A 13305-nucleotide genomic window follows, 5' to 3' on the forward strand; every position below is an offset into this window, starting at 1 on the left:
CCGTTCGGGCACGCCGGCGGCGGGGCGTCACACGGGAGGCCCAACCCTCCGGTCGTCGCCGGGGATCCGCCCGATAATCGACCTGTCCGACGCCGTCCGGCAGGTGCGGCCCCCACCGAGCCACCAGGCAGGTACCCCATGGCCAGGATCGCCGTGATCGGCGCCAACGGCAGCATCGGCGGCGCGGTCGTCGTGGAGGCGGCGTCCCGCGGCCACGAGGTCACCGCCGTGGTCCGCGACCCGGGGCGCTACCGGGGTGCGGCCGCGACGGTGGAGCGCGGGGACGTGCTGGACCCGGCGGACGTCGCCCGGGTCGCGGCCGGCCGGGACGTCCTGGTGAGCGCCGTCGGCGGCGGCGACGGCCCGGGCCACCTGGCGCTGATCGAGCCCGCGGCCCGTTCCCTGGTCGAGGGCCTGCGCGGGCTGGACGGGCCGGTGCCCCGGCTGGTCGTGGTGGGCGGCGCGGGCAGCCTGGAGACCGCCCCGGGTGTCCGGGTCTGGGACGCCCCGGGGCTGCCGGAGGCGATCCTGCAGATCATGCACGCGCACGGTGCGGCGCTGGACTACTACCGGACGGTCGCCGACCTCCGCTGGACGGTGCTCAGCCCGGCCGCCGAGATCGGCCCCGGTGAGCGGACCGGCCGCTACCGCACCGGCCTGGAGCAGTTGCTCGCCGACGCCGAGGGGCGCAGCAGGATCTCGGTGCCGGACTACGCGGTCGCCCTGGTGGACGAGATCGAGCAGCCCGAGCACATCGGCGAGCGTTTCACCTGCTGCTCCTTGTGACGGTCGACCTGTTCCCCGTGCCGGTCGGCGTCGGGCCGCCCGGGCCGCCCGACGCCGAGGGGCTCAGCCCAGCTGGACGGAGCGCTTGGCCAGCCCCATCCAGAACCCGTCGATGACGCTGCGCTGGCTGTCCAGGTCGGCTTCGCCGGCGCCGAGGGTGACGAACAGCGGGGCGAAGTGCTCGGTGCGCGGGTGGGCGAGGCGTCCGGCGGGTGCCTTGTGCTCGAAGTCGAGCAGCGCGTCCAGGTCGCGGGCCTCCAGGGCGCGCCGGCCCCAGTCGTCGAACTCGGCCATCACCGAGGTGATCCGGCCGTCGCTGCTGAGCGCCCGCAGGTTGTGGGTGAAGAAGCCGCTGCCGATGATCAGCACGCCCTCGTCGCGCAGCGGGGCCAGCGTGCGGCCGATCTCCAGCAGCCGCTGCGGGTCGAGGGTGGGCAGCGAGACCTGGAGCACCGGGACGTCGGCCTCGGGGTACATCTCCACCAGTGGGACGTAGGCGCCGTGGTCGAGCCCGCGGTCGGGGATGTCCTGGACGGGCGTGCCGGGGGCGCGCAGCAGCTTGCGCACGCGGTCGGCGAGTTCCGGCGCGCCGGGGGCGGCGTACCGGACCCGGTAGTAGTGCTCGGGGAAGCCCCAGAAGTCGTAGACCAGCGGGACGGTGGCGACGGCGCCGAGGGCGAGCGGGGCCTCCTCCCAGTGGGCGGAGACCATCAGCACGGCCTCGGGCCGGGGCAGGTCGGCGGACCAGGCGGCCAGCTGGCCCGGCCAGAGCGGGTCGTCGGCCAGCGGCGGAGCGCCGTGCGACAGGTACAGGGCGGGCATGCGCTCGGGGGCCGCGGCGCTCATGGCGTCCTCCTCGGGACCGGATCGTGAGGGTTCACGGTGGGTGGTGTGGTCGATTCCGATAGTAGTTCAAATTTGAACGTCTACTCCGGTCGACGGTACACCTTCGTTCGAATTTGAACAACAGGAGTAGGCTTCGCCCCATGTCCTCACTGAACGAACCCCGCTGGTTGGACCCGGACGAGATGGCCGCCTGGCGGGGCTTCGTCACCGCGAGCAACCTGCTGAACCGCCGGCTGGAGCGCCAGCTCAAGGAGGACTCCGGCCTCTCCCACCAGCAGTACGAGATCCTGGTGCACCTGTCCGCCGCCCCCGGCGACTCGCTGCGGATGACCGAACTCGCCGACAAGCTGGTCACCTCCAAGAGCGGCCTGACCTACCAGGTCACCCAGCTGGAACGGATGGGCCTGGTCGCCCGCCGCTCCTGCCCCAGCGACGTGCGCGGTGTCTTCGCCGAACTCACCGACCAGGGGCGGGAGATGCTGCGCCAGGCCGCACCCGGGCACGTCGCCCTGGTCCGCGAGCTGCTGATCGACGTGCTCACCCGCGAGCAACTGGCCGTCCTCGCCGAAGGCCTCGGCGAGGTCAGCGCCCGGCTGCGCCTGGACGAAACCCCCTAGCCCCGCGGCCCGGCCCCGGTCCCCCCTGTGTCCGGGTCCTTCCCGGTGCTCCGGTCCGCGGCGAGGGTGGCCGCCCGCTCCCGCAGCAGCTCCCGCTCCCGCTCGTTGCCGGTCAGCGCCGCCGCCCGTTCGAACTCCGCCCGGGCCTCCTCCACCCGCCCCAACCGGGCCAGCAGATCGCCCCGCACGCTCGGCAGCAGGTGGTAGCCGCGCAGCGCCGGCTCGGCCGTCAGCGCGTCCACCAACTCCAGCCCGGCCGCCGGGCCCCGGGCCATCGACACGGCCACCGCCCGGTTCAGCGCCACCACCGGGGACGGCGACAGCGCGGACAGCCGCTCGTACAGCGCGGCGATCGTCGCCCAGTCGGTGTCCTCGTAGCGCCGCGCCTTCGCGTGGCACGCGGCGATCGCCGCCTGCACCGAGTACGGCCCGGTGCCCGCCCGCTGGAGGGCGTCGAAGCCGCGCCGGATCAGCAGCCCGTCCCAGCGGGCCCGGTTCTGGTCCGCGAGCAGCACCGGCCGGCCGTCCGGCCCGGTCCGGACGGCCGTGCGCGAGGCCTGGAACTCCAGCAGCGCGGCCAGCCCGTGCGCCTCCGGTTCGGCCGGCATCAGCGCCGCCAGTACCCTGGCCAGCCGCAGCGCGTCCTCGCACAACCGGGGGCGGAGCAGGTCGCCGCCACTGGTCGCCGAGTACCCCTCGTTGAAGACCAGGTAGATGACCTCCAGCACCGACGACAGCCGCTGCGCCCGGTCCTCCCCGTACGGCACCTCGAACGGCACCGCCGCCTTCGCCAGCGCCCGCTTCGCCCGGACGATCCGCTGCGCCACCGTCGGCTCGGGCACCAGGAAGGCGCGGGCGATCTCCGGGGTGGTCAGCCCGCCGAGCAGCCGGAGGGTGAGCGCGATCCGCGCCTCCGCCGACAGCACCGGGTGGCAGGCGGTGAAGATCAGCCGCAGCAGGTCGTCGTCGATGTCGTCCGGCTCGGACGGCTCGTGGGGCGGCACGTCCTCCGACGACCGCCCCACCTCGGCGAGCTTGCGGGCGTAGACCTCCCGGCGGCGGACCAGGTCGATCGCCCGGTGCTTGGCGGTGGCCGTCAGCCAGGCGCCCGGATTGTCCGGGACCCCCTCCTGCGGCCACCGCTCCAGCGCTGCCACCAGCGCGTCCTGCGCCAGTTCCTCGGCGATGCCGACGTCCCGGACGATCCGGGTCACCCCGGCGATGATCCGGGCGGACTCGATCCGGAACACCGTCTCGACCACCGCCGCCACGGTCCGGTCCGCCGGGGTGCCGCCCGCGGTCGTACCGGCCGTCGGCGACGAGCCTGCGGCGGTGCCGTCCGCCGTCGTGCCGTTCGCCGTCGTGCCGTTCGTCTCAGCCCTCTCCGTCACGGCCACCCATCAGAGCAGCCGGCGGTGGGGGAGGCAAACACTGCCACGGTGGTCACTTCGGCGGTTCGGGCATCTCCTCGATCTGCCGGACCTCGGCCTCGACCGGCCAGTGCACCGGGTGGGTCTGCAGGAAGCGCCGGGTCCACTCCAGGGCTTCGGCCCGGTCCTTGCACTGCAGGATGGCGTAGCCGCCGATGACCTCCTTGGTCTCGGTGAACGGCCCGTCGGTGTGGCCGACCTTCCCCTCGTGCCAGGTCAGCCGGGTGCCCTGGGACGTCGGGGTCAGCCCGGCGGTCTCCAGCATCACACCGGCCTTGGTGATCTCCTCGAACAGGGCCCCCATCCGCTGTTCGAACCCCGGGTCCGGCTCCCATCCGGCGCGGTCCTGCTCGTCGATCCGGATCAGTGTCATGAAGCGCGGCATGGTGACTCCTCGGTCGGTCGGGCGGGGCCTCTCCCCGCCTCTCACCCCTGCGTCGAACGGGCCGGTGCCGGATCGACACCGCCCGAGAAGAATCTTCCGCCGGATTCCGGAAGCAGGCCCGCATCGGACTGCACCCGGCCCGCATCGGCCCGCACCCGGCCCGGAGCGCCGTCCGGGGTCGAAGGGTATGCACGCGCGGACGACGGATGGGGTGGCCGCAGAATCCGGTCGGACCGGGCGTTCTGCCTCGCATCTGCGGATGAACACCGCCTTTCACCCCGGCAGCTGCGAATGTGCGGACCTTCCTTCGGGTAGTCCTCTCCCGGGCCGCGACGCAGCGGCCCGGGAGGAGGGAGCACCATGACCCCGGCCAGACCCACCGTCCGGCTGCACGGCCACCTCGACCGCCCCGCCGAGCTGACCGTCGACCAGCTGCGCACCCTCCCCGCCCACCGGGTCGAGGTCAGCTTCGACTGCCGGACCGAGGGCGAGCAACGCCACGGCTACGAGGGCCCGGCGCTGCTGGACGTGCTGCGCGAGGCCCGGCCCCGGATCGACTTCTCCGGCCGCAAGCAGCGGCTGAGCTTCCTGCTCTCCGTGGTCGGCGCCGACGGCCACCGGGCGGTGGTCTCCTGGGCCGAGATCGACCCGGACTTCGGCGACCGGCGGATCCTGCTGGCCACCAGCATGGACGGTGCCCCGCTGGACGCCGTCGGCCCGCAACTCGTCGTCCCGGACGACCACTGCGGCGCCCGTTACGTCAGCGCCGTGACCGCCGTCTGGCTCGGCCCTCTCGGTGACCCGGCGAACCCCACCGCCTAGGGTTCGTCACCTGCGGCAAAACACTCGCCGGAGCCGGGTTTCCGTGCCAACATGCCCCATATGGGGACGATTCTGCACGGCGCGCTGGTGACGCTCCGACCGGCCACCACCGACGACATCCCGGCCCTGGCGGCCATCCGCGGCACGCCCGAGGTGTTCGCCCGCTGGCGGGGCGGTGACGACCTGCCGGCCGAGGTGGCCAACGACCTGGAATCGCCCGACACGGAGACCTTCGCCATCGACCTGGGTGGCCAGGTGGTCGGCGCCATCCAGTGGTACGCCAACAACGACGACGAGTACCGGCACGCGGGGATGGACCTCTACCTCGATCCGACGGTGCACGGCCTGGGCCTGGGCACCGACTCGGTGCGCACCATGGCCCGGTACCTGGTGCACGAGCACCACTACCACCGCCTGGTGATCGACCCGGCCGCGGACAACCTCGCCGCGATCCGCTGCTACGCCAAGGTCGGCTTCCGGGAGGTCGGCACGATGCGCCAGTACGAGCGCGGTTCGGACGGCAGCTGGCACGACAACGTTCTGATGGACCTGCTCGCGGACGAACTGCTCGACGGCTGACGGCGGTCCGCGCGGGCTCCGGCGGCGCGGCGCGGGTGGTGCGAGGGTGTACAGACACCTTGTCGCCCACCCGCCCAGAGCTGTACAGACATCTCGCGGTCACATGATCGGCCGGAACTGCTCTCCTGGCGTTCTCCCCGACGTACCGGTCGGTAGCTAGCGTTCCCCCGCCAAGTCCCGGCGCCGGTCACCCCGGCGCCGGGCCCCGCAGGGTAGACGAATCCCCCAGGAGAACGCCCATGCTCTCGCGTCGTACGGCCACCGCCCTTACCTCGGCAGCCGCCGCCGCTCTGCTGCTCGGCGGCACCGCCCCGGCCGCCACCGCCGACACCCTGGCGAGCCCCACCACGCTGTCCGTCCTCGCCTTCAACGTCGACCTCGGCACCGCCGTCGTCGACAGCACCCAGAACGAGCAGGCCTCCCGCCGCACCCCGGTGATCGAGCAGATCGTCCGTCAGCACGACGCCGACGTCGTCATCCTGGACGAGCAGTTCAACAACAGCTCGACCGCCGACATCAACAGCAAGCTCGCCGACCTCTACCCGTACCGCACCCCGGTGGTCGGCGGCACCTGCTCCGGCGGCGGCTGGACGGGCGTCAGCGGCAACTGCTCCACCTCGTGGTTCGTCATCAACGGCGGCACGATGATCCTCTCCAAGTACCCGATCACCGCCCAGTACGCCCACGTCTTCGGCAACTCGACGTACGGCACCTGGGACTACCACGCCAACAAGGGCGCGGCGCTGGTGAAGGTGACCAAGAACGGCAGCACCGCCTGGGTGGTCGGCACCCACCTGCAGGCCGACGAGTCGGACGTCTCCACCGACACCACCCAGTCCACCCGGCTCGGCCAGCTCGCCGAGATCCGCGCCTGGGCGGACGGGATCGCCGGCAGCGGCGCCCCGGTGCTGATCGGCGGCGACCTCAACGTCGAGTAATTCCACGGCCAGGCCCGCGGCGACTACGCCAACGCCCAGAACGCGCTGAACGGCGTGCTCGGCACCCCGGCCACCGACCCGGGCCAGAACCGGACCACCATGGACTGTCCGGTCTCCTCCTGGTGCCAGTACATGGCGGGCGTCGAGACCTTCCCCAAGGACTACCGGGACGACCTCGACTACATCGGCTACCTCAACGCCCCGGGCCGTCCGGTGCCGGCCGCGATGTCGGCCGTGAAGGTCGACTTCGACCCGCAGGCGGGCTGGGCCCCCGGGCAGCCCGACACCGTCGCGCCCAGCGACCACTACCCGGTCGAGGCGACGTTCCGGCTGAACTGACGCCCGGCCGGGGCCGGGCGGGCCGGTGTCAGCCCGGGGCCGGCGAGTGTCAGCCCAGGGCGGGCCGGTGTCAGCCCAGGGCGGGCCGGTCCGGTGCCGGGCAGCCGCAGGAGCGCCGCACCACCAGCCGGGCCGGGAAGGTCCGGGTACCGGTGGCGCGGTGCTCCGCCCCGCCGAGCACGAGCTCCAGCGCGGCACGGGCCATCTCGTCCTGCGCGGTGGTCACGGTGGTCAGCGCGGGCCCGGCGATCACTGCCTCGGCGATGTCGTCGAAGCCGGCGACCGCGAGGTCCTCGGGCACCCGGATCCCCAGGTCGTCCGCGGCCCGCAGCAGGCCTATCGCCTGGTCGTCCGTCGCGCAGAACACGGCGGACGGCCGGTCGGGGCGGGCCAGCAGGGCGAGCGCCTCGGCGTGCGCCCGGACGCGGTCGAACGGCGCGGGGGCGAGCCGTCCCTCGGTCGGCAGTCCGGCCTCCTCCAGGGCGGCGACCCAGCCGGCCGTCCGCCCGCTGACCGGGTCGTGCGGACTGAGCGCGCGGGTGCCGCCGAAGCAGTGCACCTCGGCGTGCCCGTGCCCGAGCAGGTGGCGGACCACCTCGCGGGCGCCGCCCTCGTCGTCCGCGACCACGGAGACGCCGTCGGCGGTCTCCGCCCGGTGGTGCAGCAGGACGACCGGGGTGCCGTCGGCGACGTCGAAACCGGTCAGCCCGGGGGTGGCCGGGTCCTGGGTGACCAGGATCAGGCCGTCCACCTGCATCCCGAGGAAGGCGCGGATGTAGTGCGCCTCACGCTCGTCGGCGTAGTCGGAGTTGCCGATCAGCAGCAGCCGGCCGTGATCGGCGGCGGCCTGCTCGACGGCGTGCGCGAGCCCGGCGAAGAACGGCTGGCGGGCGTCCGGCACGACCATCCCGAGCAGGTTGGTCCGGCGCCGCGCCATCGCCTGGGCGACCCGGTTGGGCCGGTAACCGAGCTCCTCGACCGCCGCGAGCACCCGCGCCCGGGTCGCCGGCGCCACCGGCCGCGGCCCGTCGTTGATCACATAACTCACCACGGCCGTGGACGTTCCCGCCGCCCGCGCCACATCGTCCCGTGTCACCCTCGCCATGACCGGTGAGCCTACACACCGCCTCCGACCAGCCGGATTCGCCAGGTCCCGGCGGCCCCGATCGGCCGTCCCCGCTTGCGGGGCCGGTGGCCCCGTCCCGACGCCGGCGGGACGGGCGGCCTCCGGTGCCGTTGCCGACCGTGGGAGCAGGTCGATGGGCCCGACGCCGCCGCGCCGCCGCGCCGCACAGCCGTCCGGCCGCCGCGCCCGACGGCGGCGTTCACGGCCCCGGGCGGGATCGTCATCCGTGAACGGGCCCGGCCCCGGGGGTTCCGGAGCTAGCCGGGCACCCTCACCGTCAGTGAGGTCTCCCGCAGCCGGAAGTCCAGCGACTCGTACAGGCGGCGGGCCGGGTTGCCCTCGGTCACCACCAGGTGCACGTCGGCGAGCCCGCGGGCGGCGGCGTCCGCGACCGCCCGGCGCAGCAGGTCGGCGCCGAGGCCGCGGTAGCCGCGGCGTGGGTGGCGGAAGACGTCGCCGACCCACGGCAGGCCGTTGCGGTCGGTCAGGACCACCCCGGCGACCACGCGGTCCTCGGCGTCCACGGCGAGCACGCTGGAGGGCAGGACCGGGCCGATGGCCTTCCCGGCGAGCAGCAGTCCGAGCCGCTCGGCCAGGGCCCGGGCGTCGTCGCCCGGGAAGTGGTCGACGTGCCCGGGGGCGAAGGCGGCCCGCCACGCCTCGAACAGTTCCCCGGGCGCACGGTCGCAGGGCACCGCCCGCAGGCCCTCGCGCAGCGGCGCCCCGGCCCAGTCGGCGGGTGGGGGGTCGGCGCGCAGGTCCCGTCGGAAGGTGTGCGCGTGGCGCAGCACCGTCGCACCGTCCGCCACCAGCCGCCGCCCGAGTTCGGGGCTGCCGGAGACCACCCAGCCGGGCAGCTCGGCCCGGATGAACCCGGTGGTGTCCGCCGATTCGTCCAGCACCTCCAACAGGTCGGCCCAGGGCCGGCCCTCCCGTTCGCCCAGCCGGTAGCGCAGCACCGGGGTGCCGTCGCCGTCGTGCCTGACCACCCAGTCGGCCTCCGCCATGGCCCACCCCTTTTCACGAGTTCTGACGAGATCGTTCGTCGGCGGCTCATGCTCACCAGAACCGGGCGCGCGGGGCAACCGGTTTTCGTGCGGCGTGCGGGACGCGGCGCGCAGGGATCGGAGAGCAGTGGGCGGCGTGCGGCGGCGGGCGGTGTGGCGGGCGGTCCGGGGGCGGGCGCTGGTTCAGGCCACCACCGCCGCGCGGACGCAGAGCACGTCCGGCAGGTGGGAGAGCAGCAGTGACCAGCTCTCGCCCTCGTCCCGGCTGCCGTACACGTCGCCGGTCCGGTTGCCGAAGTAGATCCCGGCCGGGTCGGCGTCGTCGGTGCGCAGGGCGTCGCGCAGCACGATGCCGTAGTGGTCCTCGCCGGGCAGGCCGTCGGCGAGCTCCTGCCAGCTGTCACCGCCGTCGTTGGTGCGGAAGACGCGGCAGCGGCGGCCGGGCGGGATGCGGTCGTCGGAGCCGCCGAGCGGGACGAGGTAGGCGGTGCCGCCCCGGCGGGGGTGGGCGGCGACGGCGAAGCCGAACTCGGCGGGCAGCCCGTCGACGATCGAGCGCCAGCTGCCGCCCCAGTCGTCGCTGCGGTAGACGCCGCCGTGGTTCTGCAGGTAGAGCCGGTCGTGGTGGACGGGGTCGGGGGCGATCTTGTGCACGCACTGGCCGAACTCGGGGTACTGGCTCTGCTCCGGGAAGAACTCGGCGCGCAGCCCGGTGTTGGAGGGCTCCCAGCTGTCGCCGCCGTCCTTGCTGCGGTAGACACCGCCGCTGGAGACGGCGACCAGCAGCCGCTGCGGGTCGCGCGGGTCGGTGAGGACGGTGTGCAGGCCCTGCCCTCCGTAGCCCGCGCCCCACTGGGGCCGCTGCGGGTGCTCCCAGAGCGATTCGACCAGTGCGAAGGTCTCGCCGCCGTCGGTGGAGCGGAACAGCGCGGCGGGCTCGGTGCCCGCGTAGACGACGCCGGGGGCCTCGGCTCCGGCGGGCTGCAGCTGCCAGACCCGGGTGAGCGAGGCGCCGGTCGACTCGGGGAAGCGGATGGCCGGCCGGGCCGGCTCGTGCCAGCTCGCGCCGAGGTCGTCGGACCGCCAGACCGAGGGCCCCCAGTGGCTGCTGTCGGCGCCGGCCAGGATTCTGGTCCGGCCCTCGCGGCGGTCGACGGAGACGGAGTAGATCGCGTTCATCGGGAAGTGCGGCCCGCTGAACTCCCACGTCAGCCGGTCGCGGCTGCGGCCGAGAAAGAGGCCCTTCTCGGTTCCGACGGCCAACAGCACCTCGGTCATGCCTCACACCACCTGGTCAACGAGCACGGCCCCCCGGGAACGGCCCCCGACTGTCAGTGTCCCGCCGTCCATCGGTGGTCACATCTCGCCGCGCCGTTCACCCGGGAGGCGGGTCCGTTCACCCGGAGGGCCGTCGGGTCGGGAGAGGGCTACCCCCGGCAGCCCTCCAGCAGCCGCAGCCAGACCTCGCTGATCGTCGGGTACGCGGGCACCGCGTGCCAGAGCCGGTCGATCGGCACCTCGCCGACCACCGCGACGGTCGCCGAGTGCAGCAGTTCGGCCACCCCGGGGCCGACCAGGCAGGCGCCGACGAGTACCTGGCGGTCCAGGTCGAAGACCACCCGGGCCCGGCCGTGGTAGTCGTCGCCGTACAGCGAGGCCCCGGCGACGGCGCCGAGGTCGTGGTCGACGGTCTTGACCCGCAGCCCGGCCTGCTCGGCGTCGGCCAGGGTCAGGCCGACGGCGGCGACCTCCGGTTGCGTGAACACCACCTGCGGCGCGCCCGCCAGGTCGGCGGACGCGGCGTGCGCGCCCCAGCGTGCGGTGTCCAGCGGGCGCCCCTGGGCGCGGGCGGCGATCGCCGCACCCGTGATCCGCGCCTGGTACTTGCCCTGGTGGGTGAGCAGCGCGCGGTGGTTGACGTCCCCGGCGGCGTACAGCCACCCGCCGTCCACGCCGAGCACCGTGCAGCTGTCGTCCACCTCCAGCCAGTCGCCGGGCTTCAGCCCGACCTGCTCAAGCCCGATGTCGGCGGTGCGCGGGGCCCGGCCGGTCGCGTACAGCACCTCGTCGGCGGTCAGCTCCCCGCCGTCCCCGAGCGTGAGGGTCACCGGCCCGGAGCCGTCCGTCCGCCCCACCGCCGTGACCTCGGTGCCGAAGCGGACGTCCACCCCGGCCTTCCGCAGGCCCTCGGCGACCAGCTCGCCCGCGAACGGTTCCATCCGCGGCAGCAGCCGGTCCCCGCGCACCAGCAGCACCACCTCGGAGCCCAGCGCCCGCCAGGCGGTGGCCATCTCCACCCCGACCACACCGCCGCCGACCACCGCCAGCCGCCCGGGGACGGCCGGTGCGCCGGTGGCCTCCCGGTTGGTCCAGGGGTGGGCCTCGGCCAGCCCCGGCACGTGCCCGGGCAGCACCGGACGGCTGCCGGTGCACACCGCGACGGCGTGCCGGGCGGTGAGCACCCGCTCGCTGCCGTCCTCGGCCTCCACCGTCACCGCCCGGTCCCCGGCCAGCCGGCCGTGGCCGCGGACCAGTTCGATGCCGGTGTCCCGCAGCCATCGCACCTGGCCGTCGTCGTTCCAGTGCGAGGCGAAGGAGTCCCGGCGGGCCAGCACCGCGGCCGCGTCCAGCCGCCCGCCGCCGACCGCCTCCCGGGAGCCGGCCACCGCGCGGGCGTCGGCCAGCGCGGCCACCGGGCGCAGCAGGGCCTTGCTCGGCATGCAGGCCCAGTACGAGCACTCGCCGCCGACCAGTTCGGCCTCCACGATCACCGTGCGCAGCCCGGCGGCCATCGTCCGGTCCGCCACGTTCTCGCCGGTCGGGCCGGCCCCCAGGACGATGACGTCGTACTCCTCGGCGGTGCTGGTCATGCCCGGTCCTCCGTCGTGTCGATGGCCACCCCGGCCCGCAGGGCGAGGGTGACGGGCGTGCGTTCGCAGATGTCGAGCAGCCGGGCGCGCTGGTCCCCGTCCAGGCCGCCGGTCAGGGCGACCCGGCGGGAGATCCGGCCCCGGCTGCCGTCCGTCTCGTACCCGAGCCTGACCCGGACCCCCTCCAGCGGCCACTTCTTGCGTTCGGCGTACATCCGCAGGGTGATCGCGGTGCAGGAGCCGAGCGAGGCGAGCAGGAGCGCGAACGGCTCCGGCCCTCTGTCCGAGCCGCCCCGGCGCACCGGCTCGTCGGAGGTCAGCGGGTGGGTGCCGGCCCTGACGTCCACGCGGAAGGGCGCGTCGGCGGCGCTGCCGGTGACCACGGCCGAGGTGACCCGCCTGAACTCGGGCCCGGCGGCGGGCGGTTCGGTACGGCCGGTCTGTTCGCTCACGGGGCCTCGCTCTCCGCTCGGGTACGACGTGGGGCCCATCCTGCCGGGCCGGGCCCGCGGGCGCGACGGACGGACACGCGCAGGACGCGCAGGGGACACAGCGGTGCGCGCACGGGACACCCCCGGGGCGTGCGCAGGCAGGACGGGGCCGGGCGGGGGCGACCCGGGCCGGGCGGGCTCAGAGCGCGGCGAGCTCCGCGAGCACCGCCGCCGTGTCGGCCGGGCGGGAGAACATCGGCCAGTGCCCGGTCGGCAGCTCGCGCAGCTCCCAGTTCGACCCCGCCATCGCGGCGAAGTACGGGTGGCCGGCCGCGATCAGCTCGCGGACCTGGGAGAGCGGGAACGAGCAGGACACCAGCGCCTGCGGCAGCGCGGCGCCCGCGCCGGTCAGCCGCAGTGCGTCCCGGTACACCCGGGCGGGGTGCGGGGTGGCGAGGGAACGGACCCGGGCCAGGGTGGCCTCGTCCATGCCCTCCGCAGCGGCGCCGTGGGCGCTCAGGTACTCCCACGACGGCATCGGGAGCCGGCCGTCCGCCACCGAGGCGTCGGCCGTCTGCCGGTAGTCGGGCTGCCAGAGGTCGCAGACCGCGGAGCCGTCGAGCAACGGGCCGCTGTCCAGGTACACCACCCGGCGGATCCGTTCGGGCATCCGGTCCGCGAGCCCGCCCACCGCGGCGCAGGCACCGCTGTGGGCGACCGGCACGACCTCCCACAGGTCCTCGCGGACCAGCAGGTCGGCCAGGTCGGCGATGTGGTCCTCCAGGCCGAAGTCGCCGCTCTCGCCGGCCCGTTCGGCCAGCCCGGGCAGACTCACCGGGAAGACCCGGTGCCCGGCGGCGCGCAGCGGCGCGGCCACCTCGTCCCAGGCCCAGGCGCCGAGCCAGAACCCGGGAACCAGTACGAACGTGCTCATGGCGGATCGCTCCTTCGTCGGTGGGGCTGCTGTCACCGACGACTCTAGGAGCGGAGGCGCACGGTGGTCAGCGGATTTCCCGTCGGTGTGTCCCCGGCGAGCTGCGGAGCACAGCAAGCGGCGGAGCACAGCAAGCGGCGGAGCACAGCGAGTGGCGGAGCACGGCGAGCGGGGTACACGGCGAGGGCCCGGGGA

The 13305-nt window shown here is 74.6% G+C and carries 15 protein-coding genes; 6 read left to right on the forward strand and 9 right to left on the reverse strand.

Annotation, left to right across the window (positions count from 1 at the left end; translation table 11 throughout):
* Positions 1 to 138: 138 nt before the first annotated feature.
* The gene (locus tag ACFV04_RS40975) at positions 139 to 786 is read left to right on the forward strand and encodes an NAD(P)-dependent oxidoreductase (protein WP_380348674.1); all 648 of its coding nucleotides are present in this window, start codon (positions 139 to 141) and stop codon (positions 784 to 786) included.
* Between the two features lie 63 nt (positions 787 to 849).
* Here ACFV04_RS40975 and ACFV04_RS40980 read toward each other — a convergent pair whose 3' ends face one another.
* A complete protein-coding gene (locus ACFV04_RS40980; protein ID WP_380536173.1) occupies positions 850 to 1632 on the reverse strand; it encodes a dioxygenase in 783 nt (260 codons plus the stop codon).
* Between the two features lie 149 nt (positions 1633 to 1781).
* On the opposite strand from ACFV04_RS40980, the gene ACFV04_RS40985 reads away from it, so the two are divergent.
* A complete protein-coding gene (locus ACFV04_RS40985) occupies positions 1782 to 2249 on the forward strand; it encodes a MarR family winged helix-turn-helix transcriptional regulator (RefSeq protein ID WP_380348733.1) in 468 nt (155 codons plus the stop codon).
* On the opposite strand, the gene ACFV04_RS40990 is transcribed toward ACFV04_RS40985, so the two are convergent.
* Complete coding sequence (locus tag ACFV04_RS40990) at positions 2246 to 3520, reverse strand: RNA polymerase sigma factor (protein WP_380536187.1); 1275 nt, start codon at positions 3518 to 3520, stop codon at positions 2246 to 2248. The genes ACFV04_RS40985 and ACFV04_RS40990 overlap by 4 nt on opposite strands.
* Before the next feature lie 172 nt (positions 3521 to 3692).
* Positions 3693 to 4064 (reverse strand): YciI family protein, encoded by a 372-nt coding sequence (locus ACFV04_RS40995; protein WP_360259742.1) that lies wholly within the window; start codon positions 4062 to 4064, stop codon positions 3693 to 3695.
* A gap of 360 nt (positions 4065 to 4424) precedes the next feature.
* On the opposite strand from ACFV04_RS40995, the gene ACFV04_RS41000 reads away from it, so the two are divergent.
* The 4 genes from ACFV04_RS41000 (at position 4425) to ACFV04_RS41015 (ending at position 6742) form a co-directional block, all read left to right on the forward strand.
* Positions 4425 to 4886, forward strand: coding sequence for a molybdopterin-dependent oxidoreductase (locus ACFV04_RS41000; protein ID WP_380348678.1), 462 nt, complete (start codon positions 4425 to 4427; stop codon positions 4884 to 4886).
* Positions 4887 to 4946: 60 nt separating this feature from the next.
* Positions 4947 to 5465 carry a GNAT family N-acetyltransferase gene (locus ACFV04_RS41005; RefSeq protein WP_380348680.1) on the forward strand — a complete coding sequence of 173 codons (519 nt, stop codon included), beginning with the start codon at positions 4947 to 4949 and terminating at the stop codon, positions 5463 to 5465.
* A gap of 239 nt (positions 5466 to 5704) precedes the next feature.
* Positions 5705 to 6403, forward strand: coding sequence for an endonuclease/exonuclease/phosphatase family protein (locus tag ACFV04_RS41010; RefSeq protein WP_380536176.1), 699 nt, complete (start codon positions 5705 to 5707; stop codon positions 6401 to 6403).
* Positions 6404 to 6457: 54 nt separating this feature from the next.
* Positions 6458 to 6742: a hypothetical protein gene (locus tag ACFV04_RS41015; protein ID WP_380536178.1), complete on the forward strand. Its 285-nt coding sequence runs from the start codon at positions 6458 to 6460 to the stop codon at positions 6740 to 6742.
* 70 nt (positions 6743 to 6812) lie between these two features.
* On the opposite strand, the gene ACFV04_RS41020 is transcribed toward ACFV04_RS41015, so the two are convergent.
* From ACFV04_RS41020 to ACFV04_RS41045, 6 genes are all read right to left on the reverse strand, one after another.
* The gene (locus ACFV04_RS41020; protein ID WP_380348682.1) at positions 6813 to 7847 is read right to left on the reverse strand and encodes a LacI family DNA-binding transcriptional regulator; all 1035 of its coding nucleotides are present in this window, start codon (positions 7845 to 7847) and stop codon (positions 6813 to 6815) included.
* A 278-nt stretch (positions 7848 to 8125) separates the two neighbouring features.
* The gene (locus ACFV04_RS41025; protein WP_380536180.1) at positions 8126 to 8875 is read right to left on the reverse strand and encodes a GNAT family N-acetyltransferase; all 750 of its coding nucleotides are present in this window, start codon (positions 8873 to 8875) and stop codon (positions 8126 to 8128) included.
* A 183-nt stretch (positions 8876 to 9058) separates the two neighbouring features.
* Positions 9059 to 10153: a WD40/YVTN/BNR-like repeat-containing protein gene (locus tag ACFV04_RS41030; RefSeq protein WP_380348686.1), complete on the reverse strand. Its 1095-nt coding sequence runs from the start codon at positions 10151 to 10153 to the stop codon at positions 9059 to 9061.
* Positions 10154 to 10302: 149 nt separating this feature from the next.
* Positions 10303 to 11745 carry a dihydrolipoyl dehydrogenase family protein gene (locus ACFV04_RS41035; protein ID WP_380536182.1) on the reverse strand — a complete coding sequence of 481 codons (1443 nt, stop codon included), beginning with the start codon at positions 11743 to 11745 and terminating at the stop codon, positions 10303 to 10305.
* Positions 11742 to 12197, reverse strand: a complete 456-nt coding sequence (locus tag ACFV04_RS41040) for an OsmC family protein (RefSeq protein WP_380536184.1) — start codon at positions 12195 to 12197, stop codon at positions 11742 to 11744. The genes ACFV04_RS41035 and ACFV04_RS41040 overlap by 4 nt, the downstream gene beginning before the upstream one ends.
* A gap of 178 nt (positions 12198 to 12375) precedes the next feature.
* Positions 12376 to 13110, reverse strand: coding sequence for an alpha/beta fold hydrolase (locus ACFV04_RS41045; protein WP_380536185.1), 735 nt, complete (start codon positions 13108 to 13110; stop codon positions 12376 to 12378).
* Between the last annotated feature and the right edge of the window lie 195 nt (positions 13111 to 13305).

Origin of the sequence: Kitasatospora sp. NPDC059599 (genome assembly GCF_042735125.1) — a bacterium.
In the GTDB taxonomy this organism is placed as follows: domain Bacteria; phylum Actinomycetota; class Actinomycetes; order Streptomycetales; family Streptomycetaceae; genus Kitasatospora.